22 protein-coding genes are annotated in these 24,395 nt (G+C 64.5%); 12 read left to right on the top strand and 10 right to left on the bottom strand.

Features of this window, described 5'->3' with window-relative positions; all coding sequences use genetic code 11:
- Position 1: 1 nt before the first annotated feature.
- Positions 2-2,203, bottom strand: a complete 2,202-nt coding sequence (locus tag G5C33_RS01100) for a transglycosylase domain-containing protein (protein WP_407698058.1) — start codon at positions 2,201-2,203, stop codon at positions 2-4.
- Between the two features lie 36 nt (positions 2,204-2,239).
- Positions 2,240-2,677 carry a peptide-methionine (R)-S-oxide reductase MsrB gene (gene msrB / locus G5C33_RS01095; protein WP_165325524.1) on the bottom strand — a complete coding sequence of 146 codons (438 nt, stop codon included), beginning with the start codon at positions 2,675-2,677 and terminating at the stop codon, positions 2,240-2,242.
- A gap of 175 nt (positions 2,678-2,852) precedes the next feature.
- On the opposite strand from msrB, the gene G5C33_RS01090 reads away from it, so the two are divergent.
- Positions 2,853-4,136: an MFS transporter gene (locus tag G5C33_RS01090; protein ID WP_228275150.1), complete on the top strand. Its 1,284-nt coding sequence runs from the start codon at positions 2,853-2,855 to the stop codon at positions 4,134-4,136.
- On the opposite strand, the gene G5C33_RS01085 is transcribed toward G5C33_RS01090, so the two are convergent.
- Positions 4,087-6,378, bottom strand: coding sequence for a CDC48 family AAA ATPase (locus G5C33_RS01085; RefSeq protein ID WP_165325522.1), 2,292 nt, complete (start codon positions 6,376-6,378; stop codon positions 4,087-4,089). The two genes, G5C33_RS01090 and G5C33_RS01085, sit on opposite strands and share 50 nt — an antisense overlap.
- 312 nt (positions 6,379-6,690) lie before the next feature.
- Between G5C33_RS01085 and G5C33_RS01080 the strand changes: the two genes are divergently transcribed.
- Complete coding sequence (locus G5C33_RS01080; protein ID WP_165325521.1) at positions 6,691-7,581, top strand: LysR substrate-binding domain-containing protein; 891 nt, start codon at positions 6,691-6,693, stop codon at positions 7,579-7,581.
- Positions 7,582-7,655: 74 nt separating this feature from the next.
- Here the strand turns inward: G5C33_RS01080 and G5C33_RS01075 are convergent, their stop codons facing one another.
- Positions 7,656-8,108 carry a peptidylprolyl isomerase gene (locus G5C33_RS01075; RefSeq protein ID WP_165325520.1) on the bottom strand — a complete coding sequence of 151 codons (453 nt, stop codon included), beginning with the start codon at positions 8,106-8,108 and terminating at the stop codon, positions 7,656-7,658.
- 167 nt (positions 8,109-8,275) lie between these two features.
- On the opposite strand from G5C33_RS01075, the gene mgtE reads away from it, so the two are divergent.
- Together mgtE and G5C33_RS01065 are read left to right on the top strand one after the other, a co-directional pair.
- The gene (gene mgtE / locus G5C33_RS01070) at positions 8,276-9,679 is read left to right on the top strand and encodes a magnesium transporter (protein ID WP_165325519.1); all 1,404 of its coding nucleotides are present in this window, start codon (positions 8,276-8,278) and stop codon (positions 9,677-9,679) included.
- 25 nt (positions 9,680-9,704) lie between these two features.
- Positions 9,705-10,103, top strand: coding sequence for a DUF1489 family protein (locus G5C33_RS01065; protein WP_165325518.1), 399 nt, complete (start codon positions 9,705-9,707; stop codon positions 10,101-10,103).
- Here G5C33_RS01065 and msrA read toward each other — a convergent pair.
- The 3 genes from msrA to pabB form a co-directional block, all read right to left on the bottom strand.
- Positions 10,100-10,756: a peptide-methionine (S)-S-oxide reductase MsrA gene (gene msrA / locus G5C33_RS01060; RefSeq protein WP_165325517.1), complete on the bottom strand. Its 657-nt coding sequence runs from the start codon at positions 10,754-10,756 to the stop codon at positions 10,100-10,102. The genes G5C33_RS01065 and msrA overlap by 4 nt on opposite strands.
- A gap of 92 nt (positions 10,757-10,848) precedes the next feature.
- Positions 10,849-12,048 (bottom strand): pyridoxal phosphate-dependent aminotransferase, encoded by a 1,200-nt coding sequence (locus tag G5C33_RS01055; protein ID WP_165325516.1) that lies wholly within the window; start codon positions 12,046-12,048, stop codon positions 10,849-10,851.
- A 33-nt stretch (positions 12,049-12,081) separates the two neighbouring features.
- The gene (pabB, locus tag G5C33_RS01050; RefSeq protein WP_407698057.1) at positions 12,082-13,851 is read right to left on the bottom strand and encodes an aminodeoxychorismate synthase component I; all 1,770 of its coding nucleotides are present in this window, start codon (positions 13,849-13,851) and stop codon (positions 12,082-12,084) included.
- Positions 13,852-13,940: 89 nt separating this feature from the next.
- Here pabB and G5C33_RS01045 point away from each other — a divergent pair, with 89 nt between their 5' ends.
- Positions 13,941-14,603: an MBL fold metallo-hydrolase gene (locus G5C33_RS01045; RefSeq protein ID WP_165325515.1), complete on the top strand. Its 663-nt coding sequence runs from the start codon at positions 13,941-13,943 to the stop codon at positions 14,601-14,603.
- A 2-nt stretch (positions 14,604-14,605) separates the two neighbouring features.
- On the opposite strand, the gene G5C33_RS01040 is transcribed toward G5C33_RS01045, so the two are convergent.
- Positions 14,606-15,010, bottom strand: coding sequence for an MAPEG family protein (locus G5C33_RS01040; RefSeq protein ID WP_165325514.1), 405 nt, complete (start codon positions 15,008-15,010; stop codon positions 14,606-14,608).
- 202 nt (positions 15,011-15,212) lie between these two features.
- Between G5C33_RS01040 and rpmF the strand changes: the two genes are divergently transcribed.
- The 5 genes from rpmF to G5C33_RS01015 all read left to right on the top strand — a co-directional run bounded on the left by rpmF (position 15,213) and on the right by G5C33_RS01015 (position 18,154).
- The gene (gene rpmF / locus G5C33_RS01035; RefSeq protein ID WP_165325513.1) at positions 15,213-15,392 is read left to right on the top strand and encodes a 50S ribosomal protein L32; all 180 of its coding nucleotides are present in this window, start codon (positions 15,213-15,215) and stop codon (positions 15,390-15,392) included.
- Positions 15,393-15,418: 26 nt separating this feature from the next.
- A complete protein-coding gene (gene plsX / locus G5C33_RS01030) occupies positions 15,419-16,450 on the top strand; it encodes a phosphate acyltransferase PlsX (RefSeq protein ID WP_165325512.1) in 1,032 nt (343 codons plus the stop codon).
- A 15-nt stretch (positions 16,451-16,465) separates the two neighbouring features.
- Positions 16,466-17,422, top strand: coding sequence for a beta-ketoacyl-ACP synthase III (locus G5C33_RS01025; protein ID WP_165325511.1), 957 nt, complete (start codon positions 16,466-16,468; stop codon positions 17,420-17,422).
- Between the two features lie 88 nt (positions 17,423-17,510).
- Complete coding sequence (locus tag G5C33_RS01020; protein ID WP_165328633.1) at positions 17,511-17,810, top strand: integration host factor subunit alpha; 300 nt, start codon at positions 17,511-17,513, stop codon at positions 17,808-17,810.
- A gap of 8 nt (positions 17,811-17,818) precedes the next feature.
- Entirely contained in the window at positions 17,819-18,154 is a 336-nt protein-coding gene (locus tag G5C33_RS01015) for a MerR family transcriptional regulator (RefSeq protein WP_165325510.1), read from the top strand.
- Between the two features lie 4 nt (positions 18,155-18,158).
- Here G5C33_RS01015 and G5C33_RS01010 read toward each other — a convergent pair whose 3' ends face one another.
- Together G5C33_RS01010 and G5C33_RS01005 are read right to left on the bottom strand one after the other, a co-directional pair.
- Positions 18,159-18,692 (bottom strand): SixA phosphatase family protein, encoded by a 534-nt coding sequence (locus tag G5C33_RS01010; protein ID WP_165325509.1) that lies wholly within the window; start codon positions 18,690-18,692, stop codon positions 18,159-18,161.
- Positions 18,689-21,409, bottom strand: coding sequence for an ATP-dependent DNA helicase (locus G5C33_RS01005; RefSeq protein WP_165325508.1), 2,721 nt, complete (start codon positions 21,407-21,409; stop codon positions 18,689-18,691). The genes G5C33_RS01010 and G5C33_RS01005 overlap by 4 nt, the downstream gene beginning before the upstream one ends.
- Positions 21,410-21,701: 292 nt before the next feature.
- Here G5C33_RS01005 and rhuM point away from each other — a divergent pair, with 292 nt between their 5' ends.
- Both rhuM and G5C33_RS00995 read left to right on the top strand, forming a co-directional pair.
- Positions 21,702-22,727 (top strand): RhuM family protein, encoded by a 1,026-nt coding sequence (gene rhuM / locus G5C33_RS01000; protein ID WP_165325507.1) that lies wholly within the window; start codon positions 21,702-21,704, stop codon positions 22,725-22,727.
- An 83-nt stretch (positions 22,728-22,810) separates the two neighbouring features.
- The gene (locus G5C33_RS00995) at positions 22,811-24,394 is read left to right on the top strand and encodes a lysine--tRNA ligase (protein WP_165325506.1); all 1,584 of its coding nucleotides are present in this window, start codon (positions 22,811-22,813) and stop codon (positions 24,392-24,394) included.
- Position 24,395 lies beyond the last annotated feature (1 nt).

The raw sequence follows: 24,395 nt of genomic DNA, 5'->3' as shown, positions 1-24,395 counted from the left end.
ATCAGGGTGCCGCGGGCGTCGCCGTCGGCTGGGGTTGCGCGCGATAGCCCGGCGGCAGGATCGACGTTGCCGGCGGAATGCCGTTGCGCGGTGCCCCATCCTCCGAGCGCGGTTGCGGATTGCGATCGGCGGGCTGTCGCGGGGGCGGTGGCGGAGCGGGCGTTGGCGTCGGTTGCGGATCTTCGCGATCGCGGCCGATCATGCGGTCGATCCAGCTCTGGTCGAGCTCTTCTTCGCCAGTACGATCGCCTCCGCGTTCGTCATAATAAGGGTCGCCCGGATCGATCGGATTGCCGTCCTCGTCGACGAAGACGCCATTGTCGGGGCCGTAATACCAGCTGCGTTCATCGGGCTCGAGCTGCCATTCGGGAAGCGTGACTTCGGTATCGAACTGTTCGACCGGACGACGCGCCACCGCTCGGCGCATGAACGAAGCGAATGCCTGTGCCGGCGCCCGCCCGCCCGCCAGACCCGGGACGCGCCCGGCATCGTCGCGGCCCATCCACACGCCGGTCGTGATCCCGCTGGAAAAGCCAAGGAACCAGCCATCCTTGTTCGACGTGGTGGTGCCGGTCTTGCCCGCGACGGGTCGGCCGATCTGCGCCGCGCGGCCGGTGCCGGTGGCGACGGCGGATTGCAGCAGGTCGGTCATTTCCGCCGCGACATAGGGCGCGACCAGCACATGGCTGCGATCGACCTGATGGCTGTAGATCGTCTCGCCGTTCGCGGTCACGCGTGTGATCGCATAGGGCGTTACCGACACGCCCTGCTGGCTGACCGAAGCGAAGGCGCGAGTCATGTCGATCAGCCGGACGTTCGAACTGCCGAGCACCATCGCGGGATGCGTGTTCACCTTGGTAGTGATGCCGAAGCGTCGGGCCATGTCGGCGACGGTGCCGAAGCCGACTTCCTGGCCCAGCTTCGCTGCGATGGTGTTCACCGAATAGGCGAATGCCGCGCGCAGCGTCATTTCCCCGGAGAAGCGGCCCGAACTGTTGCGTGGGCTCCAGCCGCGGATCTCGACCGGCTCGTCGACGACGATGTCGTCGGGCCGATGGCCGGCTTCGAGCGCAGCAAGATAGACGAACAGTTTGAACGCCGAACCCGGCTGGCGCTCGGCCTGTGTCGCGCGGTTGTAGATGGACGAGACATAGTCGCGCCCGCCCACCAGCGCCCGCACCGCGCCGTCGCGATCGAGCGCGACCAGCGCCCCCTGCGCCCCCTTGGGCGCATTGACGCGGATCGCCTCGTCGGCGGCGCGCTGCATGCCGACGTCGAGCGTCGTCCAGACCTCAAGCGGCGCTTCGGTCTCGTCGATCAGAACTTCGAGCTGCGGCAGCGCCCAGTCGGTGAAATAGCGTACGCTGTTCTGATTGGGATCGCGTTCGATCTCGATTGTGTCGGGATCGGCCGCTGCGGCCTGTTGCGCGCTGATCGTGCCGGTTTCGACCATCAGCTTGAGCACCGTACTCGCGCGGTCGATCGCGGCCTGTGCATCGGCGGTGGGGGCATAGCGCGAGGGCGCTTTCACCAGCCCCGCGACCACTGCCGATTCGGCAAGCGACAATTCGGTACCCGGATGGCCGAAGAATTTGCGGCTGGCGGCATCGATGCCATAGGCGCCGCCACCGAAATAGACCTTGTTCAGATAGAGCTCGAGAATCTGGTCCTTGCTGAACTTGCGCTCCATCGCGAGCGCCAGGATCATTTCGCGGATCTTGCGGCCCATGTCGTACTTGTTCGACAGGAAGATGGTGCGCGCCACCTGCTGAGTGATTGTCGATCCGCCCTGGAGCCGTTGCCCTTCCTCACGCGTCATCGCGAAGCGCAGGATGCGCGCGATCGCTACCGGATCGACCCCGGGATGCGAGCGGAAGCGGCGATCCTCCACCGCGACCATCGCGTCGCGCATCACTTCGGGAATGTCATCATAGGATATCCACTGGCCGTAGCTGGGTCCGAGCGACACCAGAACGGTGCCGTCGGCGGCATGGACGCGGATCATCTGCCCGTTGGGCGAGGATTTGAGTTCGTCGAAGCTGGGGAGCGAGGATTTGGTCGAATAGACCGCGATCAGCAGCGCAATAAAGCCGAGCAGCGCCAGCGCGGCACCCCCGCCCAGCGTCCACAACAGGATGCGTTTCCACGGCCAGCCAAGAAAGCCGTGCCAGAGATTACCGGCGGTCTTCTGAAAACTGCTCACGCGCCGCTTGCGCCCATTTCCCAATGCATGCCCGCCCTAGGAAGCTTCCGATGCGTTTCCGGTAGCAGCTTTATCGTTGCCGCCGCGTGAACGAAAATCAAGCGACACCGAATTGATGCAGTAGCGCAGCCCGGTGGGCGGCGGGCCATCGGGAAAGACGTGGCCGAGATGGCCATCGCAACGCGCACAGCGCACTTCGGTGCGCCGCATGCCGTGGCTTTCGTCATGGTGCTCGGTCACGTTCGCAGCGACGACCGGTTGCGTGAAGCTCGGCCAGCCCGATCCCGAATCGAATTTATCGACACTGTCGAACAAGGGATTGGCGCAGCCGGCGCAGCGATAGACGCCATCGGCCTTGTTATTGTCGTATCGCCCGGAAAATGGTGCTTCGGTGCCTGCCTCGCGCAGCACGTGGAACTGATCGGGCGAAAGTTTCCTGCGCCATTCGGCTTCGGAGAGATTCATGTGCTCCATGACAACCGGATGTGAAACTCTCTTGGCGCCGCGTCAATTACGCATCGATCGAATGCGCGACGATTCGGATGTGTGCCTTGGAGGGCTGGAGGGCGAAATCCCTTGGCGCGGGCGAAAAGCAGGATAAGTCAATGCGATGATTGCCCGGAAAGCACCTCCGCCCGACCGCGACTTCATGCTGCTTTTCCTCGTGATGCTAACCATCGCGTCGGGGAACACCGCCTTGCAGTCGGTGCTGCCCGCGCTCGGACGTCTGCTCGGCGTGGTCGATAGTGCCGTAGCCGCGGTGTTTTCGATCTCTGCGCTGCTCTGGGTGATCGCGGCGCCGATCTGGGCCAATCGTTCCGATCGGCGCGGGCGCAAGGCGATGGTGCTGCTCGGGCTGGCGGCCTTCACGCTATCCTTGTTCCTGTGCGGGATGGCGCTGATCGCCGGGATCAATGCCTGGATCGGGCCGGTGGCCACCTTTCTGGCATTCACTGCGGGGCGTATCGTCTATGGCGGCGGCGGATCGGCGGCGCCGCCGGCGGTACAGGCACTGGTGGCGCTGCGAACGCCGTCCGAGGAGCGAACCCGGGCGCTTTCGCTGCTCGCTTCGGCGTTCGGGCTCGGTACGATATTGGGGCCGGCGATCGCGCCCTATCTCGTGCTCGGCGCGCTGTGGAGCGACGGTCCGCGCGTCGGGTTGGCGGGGCCGGCATTGTTGTTCAGCGGCTTCGGATTGCTTGTCTGGCTCGCTGTGGCGCGCTGGCTCGCGCCCGAAAGCGAGGGGCGCGGGCACGGAGCGGCGACCAGCTATCCCTCGATCGGCGGACAGCTGTCGGGCGCGAGCGTTACTGCGGCAACGACCGAGCGCGTGGGGCCCGTGGGCTATTTCGACGCCCGTATTCGCGGCTGGATCGTCGCCGGACTCGCGATCGGTCATGCCCAGGCGATTGCCGGACAGACGATCGGTTTTCTGGTGATCGACCGGCTCGGGCTGCCGCCGCTCGAAGCATTGCCGCCGACCGGCCTGGTGCTGATGACCGGCGCGGGATCGGCGCTGCTGGCGCAATGGGGACTGATTCCGATTTTCAATCTTCGGCCGCGGGCAATGGTTTTGCTCGGCGCGCTGCTGGGTGCCGCAGGATGTGTCGCTACCGGGCTGGCGACGTCGCTGTACGGCATCGCGACCGGATTCGCGCTCGCTTCGCTCGGCTTCGGCTTTGCCCGACCGGGTTTTACCGCCGGCGCGTCCCTCGCGGTTGGCCCGGAAGTGCAGGGATCGGTCGCCGGCAAGGTAACGTCGGTCAACGGTGCCGCCTATGTGCTCGGCCCGACCATCGGCATCCTGATGTACCAGCTGGCGCGGCCGCTGCCCTATCTGGCGGCGGCAGCCGCGCTGCTGGTGTTGCTGGCCTATGGCTGGTTTAATCTTTCCCGTCCGCATCGCGAGGCTGAAGCATCCCGGGAGCAATGAAGCCGATCGGCTGCATCGACACCGCTTCCTGCTTCAGCTTCGACGCCATCGCTTCATATTCGCGCTCCATTTCGGGCGTGACGCTAGCACGTGAATCGGTGAGCGCCTCTTCGAAATTGGCCATTGTCACGACGTTTGCATCAAGCGAGGCACGCAGCGCGATCAGACCGGCGCGGCGGACCAGATCCTCCAGATCGGCACCGGTATAGCGGTCGGTCCGCTCCGCGAGCGCATCGAGATCGACATCGTCGGCAAGCGGCATCTTGTCGGTCTGGATCGCGAGGATGCGACGGCGACCGTCGCTGTTGGGTACGCCGACATAGATGAGCTCGTCGAACCGGCCCGGGCGCAGCAGCGCAGGATCGATCAGATTGGGCCGGTTGGTCGCGCCGATGACGATTACCGACTGGAGTTCCTCCAGCCCGTCGAGCTCGGCGAGGATGGTGTTGACGACCCGCTCGGTTGCCTGCGGTTCGCCGAGCCCTCCGCCGCGCGCGGGAACCAGCGAATCAAGCTCGTCGATGAAGATGACGCAGGGACTCACCTGACGCGCACGTGCGAACAGGCGGGCGATCTGCTGTTCGCTTTCGCCATACCATTTGGAGAGCAGGTCGCTCGATTTGGTGGCGATGAAATTCGCCTCGGCCTCGCGTGCGACTGCCTTGGCGAGCAGGGTCTTGCCCGTTCCCGGTGGGCCATAGAGCAGAAAGCCCTTGGCCGGACGGATGCCGAGCCGGCGAAATGCGCCGGGGTCCTTGAGCGGCAGTTCGACGCCTTCCTTGAGGCGCATCTGCGCAGCATCGAGCCCGCCGACATCTTCCCATCGGACCTGTGGCGCCTGCACCATGACCTCGCGCATCGCCGAAGGCTGGATGCGCTTGAGCGCTTCGAGGAAATCCGAGCGCTGCACCGAAAGCGATTCAAGTACTTCGGACGGAATCGTCCCGTCGGCGAGGTTGAGCTTGGGCATGATGCGGCGGACGGCATCAATTGCCGCCTCGCGCGTCAGCGCGGCGATATCGGCGCCGACAAAGCCATAGGTGGTGCGTGCCAGCTCGCCCAGGTCGACATCCTCGTCGAGCGGCATGCCCCGCGTATGGATGCCGAGGATTTCGCGGCGGCCGCGCTCGTCGGGCACACCGACGACGATCTCGCGATCGAACCGGCCGGGCCGGCGCAGCGCCTCGTCAACGGCGTCGGGACGGTTGGTCGCGGCGATCACCACGACATTGGCGCGCGATTCGAGCCCGTCCATCAGCGTCAGCAGCTGCGCCACGAGGCGCTTTTCCGCTTCGCCCGAAACGCGGTCGCGCTTGGGCGCGATCGAATCGATTTCGTCGATGAAGACGATGCTCGGCGCCGACTTGCTCGCTTCCTCGAACACTTCGCGCAGCCGCTTTTCCGATTCGCCATAGGCCGAGCCCATGATCTCCGGGCCGTTGATCAGCAGAAAATTGGCGTCGCTTTCATTGGCGACAGCGCGCGCCAGCCGCGTCTTGCCGGTGCCGGGCGGGCCGTGAAGCAGCACGCCCTTGGGCGGATCGACGCCGAGCCGCTGGAACAATTCGGGATAGCGCAATGGTAGCTCTACCATTTCGCGCAGCTGATCGATCGTCCCGGCCATCCCGCCGATATCGTCATAGGTGACGTCGGCGCGGCGACTTTCCTCGGGTTCCTCGTAATCGGGGCGCAATTCGATCTCGGTTTCGGGATCGATATGGACGATGCCGCGCGGCGTCGTCGAAATTACGCGCAGGCGAACCTCCTGCAGCGCGTAGGCGGGCGCGCGCAGATGCTGGGCGACGGTCGGCGGAATGGCCGCGCGCTGCTGACCGACGGTGGCGACGGTGTCGCCCTGACAGAAGGGGCGGCCGATAAAGGTGCGCTGGAGCGCCTGGGCAGATCCCTGCAGCCGCAGATTCGCCTGGGCGGGCGCGAAGACGACACGGCTGGCAGGACGCGATTCAGCCTTGCGAACTTCCACCTGATCCCCCGCGCCGACACCGGCATTGGCCCGCTGAAGCCCGTCAATCCTGAGGATTTCTAAGCCTTCATCCTCGGGATAGGGAAAGACGGCGCGTGCCGGCGTACTGCGCTTGCCGACGATTTCGACGACATCGCCTTCGTCGATATGGAGTGCGTGCATCAGCGCGCGCGGCAGATGCGCAAGGCCCCGGCCGCTGTCTTCCGGGCGGCTGTTGGCAACCTGCAGCTTGCGCGTGGGGGCGTCTTCGTCGGCCATAACCTCTCTCGTGCTTCGTCTCCGAAGCAGGCAACATAGGAAGCTGCGCGACAGAAACGAGGGCCGGAGGCCGGACAAAAAAAGGCCGATCCCGAAGGACCGGCCGTGAAAGGTTTAGGAGAGGATGCCTGAAAGGCAGGTTCTATGTGCACCGCCGCAAAAAATTGTGCAAGTGCGAAAAGCATTTTTCCCGGTTGCAAAATGTGCACGCGTAATTCACATCTTTAGCAGGCCGGCATCAGGGAAGCCCTCGCGGAATCGCTGCGAAGCCTGCTCAAACTCGCAATGGTGCGGTGCACAAGAAACGGTTTCATGAGACGACTCCCCCCTCTTACCGCAATCGAGGCTTTCGTTCAGGTGGCCCGACTCGGTTCCATCAAGGCAGCCGCCGAAGAGTTAGCGTTATCATCCCCGGCGCTGAGTCGCCGTGTCCAGGCGCTCGAACGTTTTATCGGAAGGCCACTTTTCGAACGCCGTCACCAGGCGCTTCGGCTTAACGCGGAGGGCGAACGACTGCTCGGTCTTATCGCGCCGGCGCTCGATGCCATGACCGATGCCGTCGAAGCGATGACCAGCGGACGCGATCTTCTGCGCCTGCGGCTTGGCGTGCCGCCGCTCTTCGCGACGCAGCGATTGCTGCCGCGTCTTCCCGAGCTCAAGCAGCGTCATCCCGATCTGCATCTCGATGTCGATACGGCGGGTCACGGAACCACGCGACTCGGCGATGCGCTCGATGCGGCGATCGTGATCGCCCGCGAAGTCGATTCACACCTCTATGCGCGTCGGCTCGATCGCAACCGCGTGTTCGCGCTCGGATCGCGGGCGATGCTTGAGGGGCCGCGTGCGATTCGCGAACCGCGCGATATCGCGGGCGTCACTGCGCTGGTGCATCGCGACATGGCGGAAAGTTTCGACGCGTGGCGCTCGGCGGCGGGCCTGCCGGAGATCGAACCGGCGGCAGTCGATTACTTTGATTCGGGAACGCTGATGCTCGAGGCCGCCGCGCAGGGGCTAGGGGTCGCCTTCATGCTCGAATCGCATTTCGAAGCGGCGCGCGACGATCGGCTGATCCGCCTCTTCGATCTCGATGTGGAGAGCAACTACAGCTATTGGTTCGTTTGCCGTCCGCGTGCGCTGACACAGCGTCCGGTGCGGATGTTCCACGACTGGTTGATTGCAACGCTCGGGGCCGTGGAGGGATAAAGCCGGGCCTTGGGTACTTCGCGACCGGGGCCGCCGATCGCATTTGATCCGCGGCCCCGCTCTCGCTGTCGCGCTCAGGCGGTACGCATTGATTCGATCTTGCCCGGATTGGCGGGCGGCTCGCCCTTGGGCAGCGCGTCGATATGCTCCATGCCCGCTTCGACTTCGCCCCAGACGGTATATTGCCCGTCGAGGAAGGTCGCGTCGTCAAGACAGATGAAAAACTGGCTGTTGGCGCTGTTGGGATCCATCGTCCGCGCCATCGAGCAGACGCCGCGCACATGCGGTTCGCGGCTGAATTCCTGCTTCAGATTCGGTTCGTCGGAGCCGCCCATGCCCGTGCCGCTCGGGTCGCCGCCCTGCGCCATGAACCCGTCGATCACGCGATGAAAAACGACATTGTCGTAAAAACCGCGATCCGCGAGCGTCGTGATGCGGGCAACGTGGTTGGGCGCGAGATCGGGGCGCAATTTGATGCGGACCTCCCCGCTGTCGACTTTCATCACAATATGCTTCGGATCAGCCATACCAATACTCCTGACACAGATGTCAGCCGCCCCTAACATCCCTTCGCGGCCATGCAAATGCGAATACACCGGGAGATCGGGCTACCGGGCGGCGCGGACGATTGGCATTGCCGATTGCTCTCGTTAGAGCGGAAGGCCGTAGCCATCGTTCCAAGGGAGGGTCGATCATGAGCGAGACCGAACTTTCCCCGGAAGACGAAGCACCCGAAAGCGAACTCGACGACGACGATCGGCTGAAGCACGAATTCGTCCGTTCGGTGCTCGATGCGGTCGAGCTGGGCGATGACGAGGAAGCGCGTAGCAAGGTCGAGCCGCTGCACCCGGCCGATATCGCCGACCTGGTCGAGCTGACGCCGGCCGAGCTGCGCCCCGCGCTCGCCGCTGCGATCGCCGACTTCATTGACGGCGACGTGCTTTCGGAAATGAACGACTGGGTGCGCGACGAGCTGATCGCCGCGCTCGAGCCGCACCAGCTTGCCGATATCGCCGCCGAACTCGACACCGACGACGCGGTCGCGATCATCGAGGATCTGGGCGAGGAAGAGCAGCGCGCGGTGTTGCGCGCGCTCGACCCCGATGACCGCGCCGCGATCGAAGAGGCGCTGAGCTATCCCGAGGAGTCGGCCGGGCGCCTGATGCAGCGCGAGCTGATCGCGGTACCCGAATATTGGACCGTCGGCGACGTCATCGACTATCTGCGCACGCAGGACGACCTGACCACCGATTTCTGGGAAATCTTCGTGGTCGACCCGGCGCATCATCCGGTCGGCACCTGCCATTTGTCGTGGATTTTGCGTACCCCGCGCGTGGTCAGCATTTCCGACGTGATGAAGCGCGAACAGACGCTGATCCCGGTGGATATGGACCAGGAGGAAGTTGCGCTGCGCTTCCAAAAATATGCGCTGATCTCCGCGGCGGTCATCGATGCCAGCGGGCGGCTGGTCGGGATGATCACGGTTGACGACGTGGTCCACATCATCAGCGAGGAAGCGGGCGAGGACGCGTTGCTGCTTTCGGGCGCCGGCGACGGCGATATCAACGAGCCGATTCGCGACAGCTACAAGGCGCGCGTGCGCTGGCTGGTCGCCAATCTGTTCACGGCAATGGTCGCTTCCGGGATCATTGCGATTTTCGATACCGCGATCCAGCAGATGGTGGCGCTGGCGATCCTGATGCCGATCGTCGCGTCGATCGGCGGCAATGCCGGCACGCAGACGATGGCGATTGCCGTGCGCGCGCTCGCCACCAATCAGCTGACGCAATCGAACACGATGCGGACGATCCGGCGCGAAGTAACGGTGGCGTTGCTCAACGGCGCGACGATCGCGTTGCTGCTCGGTGTCGGCGCCGCGCTGATCTTCGGAAATGTCGCGCTCGGCGTGGTGATTGCGTCGGCGATGGTGGTGAACGTGTTCGTCGCGGGGCTTGCGGGGGTGTTGGTGCCGGTCGGACTGGAACGGCTGAAGCAGGATCCTGCGGTCGCATCCTCGGTCTTTGTCACGATGGTGACCGATTCGATGGGGTTCTTCGCCTTTCTGGGGCTTGCCGTCGCGAGCGGCCTTGTCGGCTGAGGCGGCTGCGCCCAAATCAGCGACTGTGCCGGTTCATCTCACCAAAGTCGCGTTCGGCCATGACAGTGTCGAGGATCTGCGCCGGGCGCTGTCGCGCTACCGGCCGGGCGAATTCTGGCTGACGACGCGCTATCTGCCCAAACGGCATGAGGACGTCGTCGGCGGGTCGCTGTTTTGGATCTTGCGGCACCAGCTCGTTGCGCGCACGCCGATCACCGGTTTCGGCGAATTGCCGACCGGCAAGACCGCGATCTACTGTGATCCGGTGGTGATCGACGTCAGGCCGCAGCCCAAGCGCGCGCATCAGGGCTGGCGCTATCTGGAGGATGCCGATGCGCCGGCGGACCTTGGCGGCGGCGCAAACGGCATCGCCGACCTGCCGCCCAAATTGCTCGGGGCCTTGTCCGAACTTGCCCTGATCTAGCGCGCGAGCTGCGGATAGGCTGTTTCGAATGCCGCGACCTTCGGCTTGTCCCAGCGGACGATATAGGGGTGATCGGGATTGCGCCGGTAGAAATCCTGATGGTGCGCTTCGGCGGTAAAGAAGCTGCCGCTTTCAAGTTGTGTCACGATCGGCCGGTCGAACGCCTCTACCGCGTCGAGCTGATCGATATAGGCGCGCGCGACACGCCATTGCGGGGCGCTTTGCGGGAAGATCGCAGAACGATAGCTTCGCCCGTGATCGGGCCCCTGGCGATTCAGTTGCGTGGGATCGTGCGCGACCGAGAAATAGATGCGCAGCAGCGTGCCATAGCTCACCTGACGCGGGTCGTAGGTGACACGGATCGCCTCGGCATGGCGCGTGGTTTCCGAGGATACGGCGCCATAATTGGCATTGGCGCGCGTGCCCCCGGCATAGCCGCTGACGACGTCGCGGACACCGCGCACATGTTCGAACACCGCCTCCATGCCCCAGAAACAGCCGCCCGCCAGCACGGCGATCTGCATTCCGCCGCTCGCGGGAACATCGGTTCGCGGCGCGGGAATCGGCACCGCGCGCTCGGGTGCCGCGGCGGCGCTCGTGGTCAGGTAAAGCGCGGCGGCACCGGCCGCCGCGAGCAGGCTGGTCTTCAGCATTGTCGCTCCTTCCGACCGCTACAAGATCGGGAGGGAATTCGCATGCCGCAACCCGAAGATTGCGGCCCCGGTCCATCGGGAGCGATCGCCTGTTACTTCAACGCGGCGCAGGCATCCTGAATCCGCGAGCATGCCTCGCGCAGCACATCGTCCGACGTGGCATAGCTGATCCGCATCGCCGGCGAGAGGCCGAACGCCGCGCCGTGCACTGCCGCGACGCGCGCCTCGTCGAGGAAATAGCCGATCATCGCCTCGTCGGTCTCGATCGTCTGGCCCTTTGGCGTCGTCTTGCCGATCAGCCCGGCGAATTCGGGATAGACGTAAAAGGCGCCTTCAGGCGTCGGACAGGTCATGCCCTCAATCTCGTTGAGCATGCCGACCACCAGGTCGCGGCGCTTCTGGAAAGCAGCAGCGCGCTCCTTCAGGAAGCTCTGATCGCCCGAAAGTGCCGCCGTCGCCGCTGCCTGTGCGATCGAACAGGGGTTCGAGGTCGATTGCGACTGAAGCTTCGCCATCGCCTTGATCAGCCACTGCGCGCCGCCGGCAAAGCCGATGCGCCAGCCGGTCATGGCATAGGCCTTCGAACAGCCGTTCACCGTCAGCGTGCGCTCGAGCAGATTCGGGCAGGCCTGAGCGATCGTGTAGAATTTGAAGTCGCCATAGGTGATGTGTTCATACATGTCGTCGGCGAAGATCCAGACATGCGGATGGCGTTCAAGCACCGCGCCGAGCGCGCGCAGCTCGGCCCAGCTATAGGCGGCGCCGGTCGGGTTCGACGGCGAATTGAGGATCAGCCACTTGGTCTTCGGCGTGATAGCGGCTTCCAGCTGTTCGGGGCTGAGCTTGTAATTCTGTTCCGGCCCGGCCGCGACGAAAACGGGCGTGCCACCCGCGAACTGGACGACATCGGGATAGCTGACCCAATAGGGCGCGGGCACGATCACTTCGTCGCCCGGATCAATGGTGGCGACCATCGCGTTGAACAGCGTGTGCTTGCCGCCGACATTGACGCTGATCTGACTGGCTTCGTAGCTCAGTTCATTGTCGCGTCTGAACTTGGCGACGATCGCTTCCTTGAGCTCGGCAGTCCCGTCGACATTGGTGTATTTGGTCTTGCCGGCGCGGATCGCTTCGATTGCGGCGTCCTTGACGAAATCGGGCGTGTCGAAATCGGGCTCGCCGGCGCCCAGGCCGATGACGTCGATTCCCTGACGCTTGAGGTCGAGAACGCGGCTCGTCATCGCGAGCGTGGCGGAGGGCTGGATGCGGCCAAGCGCGGCGGAAGTCTGCATGTCGGAAGCCTTCGGCTGTAAAGAGCGCGCGCGCTATAGCGGAGTGGCGATCGTATCGGCAACCGGAAGCGCGGGAATCAATCCACGCAACGCATTTCCGATATAAAATCCGCCCGAAAGGTCTGCAGGGCGCAGATCGCCCTCGACCGCGCGGCCCGTGTCGATCAGCTCGTCGCGCAATACGCCCGGCAGCAGTCCGCGCGACAAAGGCGGCGTGATCAGCCGCCCGCCGCGCTCGACGAAGATCGAAGTGATGCTCCCCTCGGTCAGCCAGCCATCGGCGTCGGTGAACAGCGTTTCGAAGATGCCCGGTCTGCGCGCGGCATCGTAAAAGCCCCGCCGGGTGGTCTTGTGGCGCAGGCGAAAGTCGTCTCGCGCAACCGGCAGCGCCGCGAACGCCGTGCGCACGGTGCCTTCGGGCCGGGCGGGCATCGGGGCGATGCCGATCGCAATCGCCCCCGATCGCGCCAGCACCAGCCGGATACGCGAAGGCGCGCGCAGGCGAAAGGTCGCTGCCTGCAGTTCATTGCGCGTGGTGTGGCGATCGAAGGAAAAGCCGAGCTCGAGCGCGCTTGCCTTCATCCGCGCCAGATGGCGTTCGAGCAGCGGAATCCCGGCGATCGGATCGAACGCCATCGTTTCGATCAGATCGAAGCTGGTTTCCCCCGCCGTCACGAATGCACCCTTGGCAAGGCATTCCTCCCATTCCGCGTCCACCGACGAATCGGCGACCAGCCCCGACCCTAACCCAAGTACGGCGCGATTTGCGCCATTCTCTATCGTGAGCGTGCGGATCGCGACATTGAACACCGCGCTGCCGTCGCTGTCGATCGCCCCGATCGTGCCGGTATAGATGCCGCGCGCATCGCTTTCGGTCTCGGCGATCACTTCCATCGCGCGCAATTTGGGCGCGCCGGTGATCGATCCGCACGGAAACAGCGCCGCCAGCGCCTCGACGATACCGTTCCCCTTCGCGGGCCTGGCGGTGACGGTGGAGACCATCTGGTGGACCGTCGGATAGCGCTCCACGTGAAACAATTGCGGCACCCGGACGCTGCCCGGTGCCGCGACACGCGACAGATCGTTGCGCATCAGGTCGACAATCATCAGGTTTTCCGCACGCTGCTTGGGGTCGGCGGCAAGCGCTGCCGCTATGGCGTCGTCCTCTCCCGGGGTGGCGCCGCGTGGTGCGGTGCCCTTCATCGGACGCGTGACATAGCCGCTCTCGCCGGTCGCGACGAACAATTCGGGGGAAAGCGAAAGGAACCAGCGCTCCCCGGTCGCGATCAGGGCGCCATAGCCCGCGCCCGCACGCGCGCGAAGTAGTGCATAGAGCGCGGCCGGATGCCCGACGAAGGGCAATTCGGCGCGAAAGCTCAGATTGGCCTGATAAATGTCACCCGCGCGGATATATTCGGCGACGCGTGCGAAGCGTTCGCCATAGCTTTGGCGATCGATGCGCGGTTCGGGCGCGCCCGCCCAGGCGCCCGCAGGATCGGGCAGCAGCATGTCGGGATCGACGAAGTCGCGGCGGTCGAATCGTCCGAACCAGAGCAGTGGGGCGCCGCCGCGATGCGTTCTTGCATGCGCTTCGATCCCCGACGCGGCTTCATAGGCGATATATCCGGCGAGCTGCTCGCCGCTGTCCTGAAGGCTGGCAAGACCTTGCAGCGCTCCGGCGACTTCGCCGGGCGTATCGGCGCGGATCACCGAGCGAAGCTCGTGATACAGCCGCGTGCCGGCGCCGCCCGGTCGGGCGTCGTCGAGCAGCACGAAAGGCGGATCGGGCAGAGTCATCGCCATGCGCGCATGCAGCCGCCCGATGCCCGGGGCAAGCCCGTGTGGGGGTATGCGATGTTGTCGCGTCCGGCTGCACCGCCTATCTCGGGCGCATGTCCAATCCACCGCTCCGCGCCGCGATCGTTCCCGTTACGCCGCTCCAGCAGAATTGCTCGCTGCTCTGGTGCACCGAAACGATGCGGGGCGCCTTCGTCGATCCCGGCGGCGATCTCGACAAGCTGCGCGCCGCCGCGAAACAGCCCGGCGTGACGATCGAGAAGATCCTCGTGACGCATGGGCATATCGATCATTGCGGGGCGGCGGGCGAATTCGCGAAGGAACTGGGTGTGCCGATCGAAGGGCCACACGAAGCCGACCGGTTCTGGATCGCGCGACTCGATGAGGACGGAGCGCGTTTCGGCGTCCGCGGCACGGTGTTCGAACCGGATCGCTGGCTGGTCGACGGCGATCAGGTCACGGTCGGGAACCAGACACTCGACGTCTATCACTGCCCCGGCCACACGCCGGGCCATGTCGTGTTCCATCATGCGCCGTCGCAATTCGCGATCGTCGGCGATGTGCTGTTTCAGGGATCGATCGGGCGCACCGATTTCCCGATGGGCAATCACCAGGATCTGATCGACGCGATCACCGGCAAGCTCTGGCCGCTCGGCGACGATACGGTGTTCGTGCCCGGCCACGGCCCGGTGAGCAATTTCGCGCATGAACGCGCCAGCAACCCCTTCGTCGCCGATTCGGTGCTGGCAGGCCGCTGAGCTCAGGGCATCGCCGCCCAGGCGAGACTGACCGCCCAGCCCGCCAGGATGAGCGTGGTGAGGAGCGTCACCCCTATGCCGATTCCGCGCAGCGCATTGATCGTCGGCTTGTCGAGGCCAAGGCCGTGCAGGATACGCGCGACGATATAGAGCGCGCCGATGATCCAGAGTGCGAGCGTCATTCCGCCGGCGAGTTCGACCAGCGCCATCAGGATCAGGAAAATCGGCGTATATTCGACGAAATTCGCCTGCGCGCGCATGCGCGCGATCAGCAGCGGGTGCCCGCCATCGCCGATCAGCACCTTCTCCCGGTTGCGCAGTGCGCCGATTCGCATCGCCAGCCACAAATTGCACAGCGCCGCGGCGGCGGCCGTGGCCAGCGTGGCCGGCAGAATGATGGCCTGCATTTCTTCCTCTCCCCGGCTTTTTCCGAGCCTGCCACGCGGTGCGGCGGGTTGCAACGCGCTGCAAAATCGCTATACGCGCGGGCTCGCTTCGTGACCTGCCCTTATGCCGGTCCGGCGGGCGCCGGGCCGACCGGTGCTTGTCCGGCCCTTCATTAGGGCGTATCGCGACCCCGAATTTTCGTGTTTTCAAGAAGGTGCCGAGATGGCAGTTCCCAAGAGAAAGACCACGCCGTCGCGGCGCGGCATGCGCCGGTCGCACGACGCATTGAAGCCCGAGGCATTCCAGGAATGCCCCAATTGCGGCGAGCTGAAGCGCCCGCACAATCTGTGCTCGGCCTGCGGACATTATAACGGTCGCGAAGTCGTCTCGATCGACGATTGAGTCGAGCGGACGGGGGCGATGACAGCATGACGAAAGCCTCGCGAATCGCCGTCGATGCGATGGGCGGCGATGAGGGCATTGCCGTCATGCTTGCCGGTGTCGCGCATGCGCGACGCCGCTTTCCGGGCATGGAATTTTTCCTGGTCGGAGATGAAACCGCGATTCGTCAGGGACTGGAAAACCATCCCAATCTCAGCGCCGCCTCCGAAATCGTCCATGCGCCCGAAGTCGTCGGCGGCGACGAAAAGCCGAGTCAGGCGCTGCGCCGCGCCAAGACGACCTCGATGGGAATCGCCATCGACCTGGTGAAGCAGGGGCGCGCGGGTGCCGCGGTTTCCTCGGGCAATACCGGCGCGTTGATGTCGATGGCGAAGCTGTCGCTGCGTACCATGCCGGGGATTGATCGCCCGGCGCTCGCCGCGTTGCTGCCCACGCTCGGCGAAACCGACTGCGTGATGCTCGATCTCGGCGCCAATACCGAGTGCGATACGCGCAACCTCGTTCAGTTCGCGGTGATGGGCGCCGCCTATGCCCGCACGGCGCTCGATCTCGAGCAGCCGCGCGTCGCGTTGCTCAACATCGGCACCGAGGAGCTGAAGGGCACCGACACGGTGCGCGACGCCGCCGCGCAGCTGCGCGGAGCGGCGCATCTGCCGCTCGACTTCAAGGGCTTCATCGAAGGCGACCGGCTCTCGCGCGGTGATATCGACGTCATCGTCTGCGACGGCTTTTCGGGCAACATCGCCCTCAAGACCGCCGAAGGCACCGCGCGCTTCGTGGCGGATCTGCTGCGCCGCGCCTTTCAGAGTTCGACCCGATCGAAGATCGGATTCCTGATTTCCAAGCCGGCAACCGAGCTGCTGCGCCACCATCTCGATCCCAACAACCATAATGGTGCCGTGTTTCTCGGCTTGAACGGCCTGGTGGTGAAGAGCCACGGCGGGGCCAATGAGCTGGGCGTGCAGAATGCGATCGCCGTGGCGGCCAAGATGGTCCGCGACGACCTGACCCGCCGCATCATCGAAGACCTGGGCAATTTCGAAGCCCGGGCAGCCTGAGACGGAGGAAGTAGCGTGCGCGCAGTGATCACGGGTACCGGGTCGGCATTGCCGGCGCGCCGCGTATCCAATGCCGAGCTCGCCGATACCGTCGATACGAGCGACGAATGGATCGTCGAACGCACCGGCATTCGCTTTCGCCATATTGCCGCGCCGGAGGAAACCACCGCGACGCTGGGCGCCGACGCTGCGAAAGCCGCGATCGCCGCCGCCGGCATCACCCCGCAGGATATCGATCTGATCGTGCTGGCAACCGCCACGCCCGACCAGACCTTTCCCGCTTCGGCGACGAAGGTGCAGGCGATGCTGGGCATCGACGATTGCGTCGCCTTCGACGTCGCGGCTGTCTGTTCCGGCTTTCTCTACGCGCTGCAGGTCGCCGATTCGATGCTGCGTGCCGGCGTGCATCGCCGCGCGCTGGTGATCGGATCGGAAACCTTCAGCCGCATCCTCGACTGGGAGGATCGCGGGACCTGCGTCCTGTTCGGCGACGGCGCCGGCGCGATCGTGCTCGAGGCGCAGGAGGATGACAGCCGCGGCGTCCTTGCCACGAGGCTTCACGCCGACGGGCGGCACAACCAGCTGCTTTATGTCGACGGCGGTCCTTCCACGACCGGCACGGTCGGCAAGCTGCGGATGAAGGGCAAGGAAGTCTTCCGCCACGCGGTCGTCAATCTCGCCAATGTGCTCGAGGAATCGCTCGCCGCCGCCGGGCTTACGCCAGACGATATCGACTGGCTGGTGCCGCATCAGGCGAATGCCCGGATCCTGGAAGCGACTGCGCGCAAGCTGAGCCTGCCGCCGGAAAAGGTGATCATCACCGTCGACCAGCACGCCAATACCTCCGCCGCCTCGGTGCCGCTGGCGCTCGATGCCGCGGTGCGCGACGGGCGGATCAAGCGCGGCGACCTGCTCGTTCTCGAGGCGATGGGCGGCGGTTTCACCTGGGGTGCGGCGGTCGTTCGCTTTTAGTCGTTTCGTATGAGCAATGTTCGGTTGCTCCATCTTCACAATCTGATAGGATAGGTCTCTCGCAACATAGGAGGGGGCGATGCTTACCATGACCTCTCCGGGCACCCTGACCCGGGCGGATCTATCCGAAGCGCTGCACCGCGAAGTAGGGCTTTCGCGCGCTGACTCATCGCAGATGGTCGAGCAGATTCTCGACCATATGTGCGACGCGCTTGCCGATGGCGAGAATGTGAAGATTTCCGGTTTCGGCAGCTTCATCCTGCGCGACAAGGGCGAGCGGATCGGCCGCAATCCGAAAACCGGCGTCGAAGTGCCGATCGCGCCGCGTCGGGTGCTCACTTTCCGTGCCAGCCAGATGATGCGCGACCGCATCGTTTCGGGCGGCTGAGCAAGGTGATGCCGGCCTCCGAAAAGGCGGCCGGAGCGCTGCGTACGATCGGCGAGCTGGCCGAGGAAATCGGACGTCCCCAGCATGTGCTGCGCTATTGGGAAACCAAGTTCCCGCAGCTTCGTCCGCTTCAGCGCGCGGGACGGCGCCGCTATTATCGCCCTGACGATGTCGCGCTTGTCCGACGTATCCATGCGTTGCTCTCCGAACAGGGCTATACGATTCGCGGCGTCCAGAAACTGCTTGCCGCCGAGCGAAAAGGCCGTCCCGGCAGCGCGCATGTCGCGGAGCTGCATGCGATTCGCGACCGGCTGGTAAAGGCGCTCGATCAGGACGCCGCCTGAAAGCCTAGCGGTCGGGCCCCAGTGCCGGATCGAGATCGCGCGGCCGCACGAATCGCTTCAGGACCCCCTTGCCTTCCTCGATTTCGCTCCAGCGATCGGTATCGAAACTGATCTGCGCCAGGCTGGCGGTCGGAAACTTCTCCTCGACATCGCTTCGCAGATCGCTTCCCCCGGGGACGAGCAGCAGCACCAGCTCCTCCAGCCCGGGATTATGTCCGACGAACAATATGTTGGAGACGCTGTCGGGCAGTTCCTGAAGCATGTCGAGCAACGTCGCGGCAGAGGCCAGATAGAGCCGCTTTTCCCAGTCGGGCGCCAGCGCGGTACCGAATCCGCTTTCGATTTCGCTCAGCGTTTCAGTCACGCGCACTGCAGGCGACGCAACGACATGATCGAAGGCAAGGCCGAGCGATCGCATATGACGGCCCATCGCCAGCGCGGCGCGATGCCCCTTGGGATTGAGCGGCCGGTCGAAATCGCGCGCTACCGAATCGTCCCACCCGGACTTGGCGTGGCGCAGCAGCGTCAGCGTCTTCATGGCTCTCTCGTCGCGGTAACGGGGCCTCCTTCATGGCGCATGCGCGCCTCGGAGGAAAGCTGTACCCGCGCGAGCGCTTCGTCTAGCGTCACGCGTTCGACTGGCGTCGCCTCCGGGAAAGCGCCGAGCAGGCGCGAGGGCATGGCCGCCGACAGGAGCACGAACGTCCCCTTGTCGCCCGCGCGGCGGATCAGCCGCCCGAATGCCTGGGCGAGCCGCGCGCGAATGATACGGTCGTCATATTCCTTGCCGCCATAGGCCAGCCGCCGCGCCGCGTGGAGCACCGTCGGTTTGGGCCAGGGCACGCCTTCCATCACCACCAGCCGCAGCGAATCGCCGGGAACATCGACGCCGTCGCGCAATGCATCGGTGCCGAGCAGCGAGGCGCGCGGATCGTCGCGGAAGATATCGACCAGCGTCCCGGTGTCGATCGGATCGACATGCTGGGCGAGCAGCGGCAGCCCCTCGCGCGCCAGCCGGTCGGCGATTCGCGCGTGGACCGCGCGCAGCCGGCGGATCGCCGTGAACAGACCGAGCGTGCCGCCGCCGCTCGCCACGATCAGCCGCGCATAGGCATTGGCGAGCGCCGCCATGTCGCCGCGCTTCACGTCCGTCACGATCAGCACTTCGCTTTGCGTGGCATAGTCGAACGGGCTGGGCGCGGCGAAATGATCGGCGGGGGAGGCGAGTTGCGCGGCCCCCGATCGCGCTTCGGCGACGTCCCAGTCGCCGCCCGCGCGCAGCGTCGCCGATGTCACCATCACGCCATGCGCGGGCTTGAGCACGGTCTGCGCGAAAGGCTGCATCGGATCGAGCCAGTGGCGATGGAGCCCGATGTCATATTCGCGCCCCTCGAAGCGATCGACCGCGAGCCAGTCGACAAAATCCTCGTTCGCCGGTCCGCCGATCCGGCCGATCAGCGCGAGCCAGGCGGTTACGGTATCGCGCCGCCATTGCAGCGAGGCGATCGCGCCTTCGATGCGGGCACGCGCGGGACCGTCCATCCAGTCGGGGGCTTCCTCGAGAACCGCCTCGAGCCGCCGCCCAAGCGCGATCAGCGGACGGAGCAGCGATTCGAGCGCTTCGCCGGCGGGTCCGGCGGCCTCGACCAGCGCGGCATCGGGCTCGGCAAGTTCGGTTTCGAGGCCATAGCCCGCGTCGGCGGCATCGGCCGCGCGCGCATAGGTGAGCCCGCGCACTGCGGCGAGCAGCGATTCGATCGGGCCGAAGGGTTCGCCTTCGTTCAATCGCTGGAGCCATTGGTCCGAGGGCAAGTGCCGCGCCGAATCGACTGCCTGCGAAATCGCGCGCGCGCCTTCCTCGTCATAGCTGGCGACGTCCGACAGGCGCGCGGCAAGGCCCCGGCGGCGGCCGCGCGCCTTCGATTCGGGGCCGATGATCCAGCGGCGCAGTTCGATCGCTTCCTGTCCGGTGAGCGCGGCGGCGAACATCGCATCGGCGGCGTCGAACAGGTGATGGCCCTCGTCGAACACATAGCGGGTCGGGCGGCTGTTCATTTCGCGGCCGCGCGCGGCGTTGACCATGACGAGCGCGTGATTGGCGATGACGATATCGGCGTCGGCGCTCGCCCGCGCCGCGCGCTCGATGAAGCATTTGCGGTAATGCGGGCAGCCGGCATAGATGCACTCGCCGCGCCGGTCGGTGAGCGCGGTCGATCCGTTGCGGCGGAAGAGCGTCGGCAGCCATCCGGGCAAATCGCCGCCGATCATGTCGCCATCGGCGCTGTAGGCGGCCCAGCGCGCCACCAGTTGCGCGAGGATCGCGGCGCGCCCCGCGAACCCGCCCTGCAGCGCGTCTTCCAGATTGAGCAGGCAAAGGTAATTTTCGCGCCCCTTGCGCGTGACGATGCGGCGGCGGCGCTCGCCCGCATAGGGGAAAATCCGCTCGCCTTCATGGCCCAACTGGCGTTGCAGCGCCTTGGTGAAGGTCGAGACCCAGACCGCGCCGCCCGCCTGCTCCGCCCAGAGCGAGGCGGGGGCGAGATAGCCCAGGGTCTTGCCGATGCCGGTGCCGGCTTCGGCGAGCACCATGTTCGGCTCGTCGCGCCGGTCGCGCGGGGAAAAGGCGTGAGTCGCGGCGGCGGCATAGTCGCGCTGACCCTGTCGCACTTCGGCACCCGTGCCGGTGAGCCGCGCGAGCCGATCGCGCACTTCGTCGGGCGGAATCACCACCGGGCGCGGCGGCGGGCGAGTCGCGCCTTCCTCCCATTCGGGCAGGCGCGAAAAGAGCCAGCGTTCGTGGCGCTCGGGCTTTCTGATGCGCGGGGTGAGCGCGGGCGCCCAGGGCCAGCGCAATCGGCCAAGCGATTGCAGCGCGGTCCAGGCGCCTTCCTTTTCGGGCCACTCGCCCTCCGCCATCGCGAGTAGCGACGCGGCGGCTTCGCGCAGGAAGGGCGCGACATCGGCGTCGCTTTCGGGCGGCGACAGGTCGACTGCGCGCGCGAGCCCCCTGGGCGTCGGCACGACGAAACGCGCGGGGCGCAGGAAGGCGTAGAGTTCGAGCAGGTCGAGCCCCGAAAGCTCGGGATGGCCGAGCCGCTGGCCGACGAGCGGCGCATTGAGCAGGATCACCGGCGTATCGGCGGCGAGCCGGATCGCCTCGCCCCGGCTCAGCCCGCGCGATTCGCCTTCGGGCGTGGCGATCCACACCCCCGAATGGCTGGCGTGAAGCGCGGGCCAGGGCATTTCGGGGTTCATGCAAAAACCGCAGTTTTGCGTGCAAAGTTCGCAGTGAGTCGCGACGTAACATGCGTACGCGCGCGTCCGCGCACGCGCGAGGGGGCCTCAGCGCCCGAAAAACGGGGGGTGCGAGAGGAGCGTGCGTGCGGATGCGCCATGCGTTCGATGTTGCACGAATGTTCCGCTGTAGGACAGGGGGTGCGGGGGATTTTCCGTATAACGCTTTCCAGGAGAGGCCATATCAAACACTAGCTATATAGCTGCTAGTATGCTAACCGTTCCCGTTACGTTCTCGCGCCGAGGTTAAAGCATGCCTGATCTGGAACCCGTACAGCTTCAAGAGGACGAAGGAACCGGCGACAGATTTCTCGTGTATGGTAGTGGCACCGGTATCCATGTCGAAGTTCATTACCAGGGCGATCAGCTCTGGATGACTCAAGCTCAGATTGCTGACCTCTTTGGGCGGGATGTTTCCACAGTTTCTCGACACATCAGCGCCATCATCGAGGAGGGAGAGCTGGACGATAGCAATTTGCAAAAAATGCAAATTGCCTCCTCTACGAAGCCGGTTACCCTCTACAGCCTCGATATGGTTATCTCGGTGGGCTATCGCGTATCCTCTAAACAAGCGACACTGTTTAGAAAGTGGGCTACGGAAAAACTGGTCCAGTTCGCAACCAAGGGGTTCGTGGTCGATGCTACACGACTGAAAAACCCAGAAAACCGCGACAGAATCGCCGAACTTCGAGAGATTATTCGGGATATCCGATCGGACGAAGCCAATGTTTACCGCGAGCTCCGGTCAATCTGTGCGATGTGTCAAGATTATGATGGAAAGAGCGAAGCTTGGCACGAGTTCTATCGCAGAACCCAGGCCAAGCTTGTTTATGCAGTAGCGTCTAGAACGCCTGCAGAAATAATTAGTCACAGGGCGAATGCTCTCAACCAAAACATGGGACTTCAAGCTTGGCCGAACGATAATATTAGAAAAGTCGATGTAGCAATATCAAAAAATTACCTTTCTGAGTCTGAGGTAAAGGAGCTTAATAGGCTGACAACTATCCTATTAGACATTTTTGAAGACCAGGTTGAACTTGGCAGGCTAACAACCATGAATCACGCCTCATCTCTTTTAGATCAACAACTGCGCACATTCGGGCGTGTTGTTCTAGAGACTGGAGGAACGGTTGCAATGAGCGACGCAAAATCTCACGCAGAGCGCGAATACCAAAAATTTAAGGAAGAACAGAAGAGAAAGCGGCAACTGAACGCAGATCATTCCATTCGCGAAATTAAGGCAGCGCAAAAAGAGCTTGGGGAAAAACGCAGGAAGTGACCAAGCGAGAAGCAACTGCGCCTTTCCCCGACTCACAGCCAAGCATTGCGATTTTCGCCGCTTCGCGCCAGATGCGCGGCACTATGACAGACTCTACTGATCTCCGTTCCGCAGCGCTCACCTCCAAGGCATGGCCGTATGAAGAGGCGCGCAAGCTTCTCAAGCGCTATGAGAAGGGCGCGCCGGAGAAAGGCCATATACTGTTCGAAACCGGCTATGGCCCGTCGGGGCTGCCGCATATCGGCACGTTCAACGAAGTGCTGCGCACGACGATGGTGCGGCGCGCGTTCGAGACGCTGTCGGACATTCCGACGCGGCTGATCGCGTTCAGCGACGATATGGACGGGCTGCGCAAGGTGCCCGACAATGTGCCGAATGGCGCGATGCTCGCCGAGAATCTGGGCAAGCCGCTGACGCGCATTCCCGATCCGTTCGGTTGCCATGAAAGCTTCGCGCATCACAACAACGCCAAGCTGCGCGAGTTTCTCGACCGGTTCGGGTTCGAGTATGAGTTCATCTCGTCCACCGACATGTATGGTTCGGGCCGCTTCGATGATGCGCTGCGCCAGGTGCTGCGCAAATATCAGGGCATCATGGACGTGATGCTGCCGACGCTGCGCGCCGAGCGGCAGGCGACCTATTCGCCCGTGCTGCCGGTGAGCCCGAAGAGCGGCATCGTGCTGCAGGTGCCGGTCGAAGTGATCGACCCCGAAACGGGCATGATCGCGTTCGACGATGACGGCGAGCGCGTCGAGCAGAGCGTGTTCGGCGGACAGGCCAAGCTCCAGTGGAAGGTCGATTGGGCGATGCGCTGGTATGCGCTCGGCGTCGATTACGAGATGGCGGGCAAGGATCTGATCGATTCGGTGATCCAGTCGTCCAAGATCTGCCGCGTGCTCGGCGGGCGTCCGCCCGAAGGCTTCAACTACGAGATGTTCCTCGACGAAAAGGGCGAGAAAATTTCGAAGTCGAAGGGCAATGGCCTCAGCCTCGAACAATGGCTGACCTATGGCTCGGACGAGAGCCTTGCCTTCTACATTTTCCGCGAGCCGAAAAAGGCCAAGGCGCTGCACATGGGCGTGATCCCGCGCGCGGTGGACGATTACTGGCAGTTCCGCGAGCGCTATGCCGATCAGCCGATCGAGCAGAAGCTCGGCAATCCGGTGCATCATATCCATAACGGGCCGCCGCCCGAGGAGAAGCTGCCGGTGACGTTCGGGCTGCTGCTCAACCTTGTCGGGGTGATGGGCGATGCCAGCAAGGAACAGGTTTGGGGCTATCTCACCAACTATGTTCCCGATGCCGATCCGGCGACCTATCCGGCGCTCGACGCGCTGATCGACAAGGCGCTCGCCTATGGCCGCGATTTCGTCGCGCCGACACTGCAACGCCGCGCGCCCGAGGGCGTCGAGGTTGCGGCACTCAGGGAGCTCGACGATCAGCTCGCGGCGATGCCCGCCGATGCACCCGCCGAGGATATCCAGAACGCGGTCTATGAAATCGGCAAGGCGCATTTCGGGAAAGAGGCGCTGCGCGACTGGTTCAAGACGCTGTACGAGACGCTGCTGGGTTCGATCCAGGGGCCACGCATGGGCAGCTTCATCGCGCTCTACGGGATCGCCAACAGTCGCAAGCTGATCGCCGAGGCGCTGGCGAAAGCCGCCTGAT

Origin of the sequence: Sphingosinithalassobacter tenebrarum (genome assembly GCF_011057975.1) — a bacterium.
Lineage (GTDB): Bacteria > Pseudomonadota > Alphaproteobacteria > Sphingomonadales > Sphingomonadaceae > Sphingomonas > Sphingomonas tenebrarum.
This window is presented reverse-complemented; position numbering and strand designations above follow the sequence as displayed.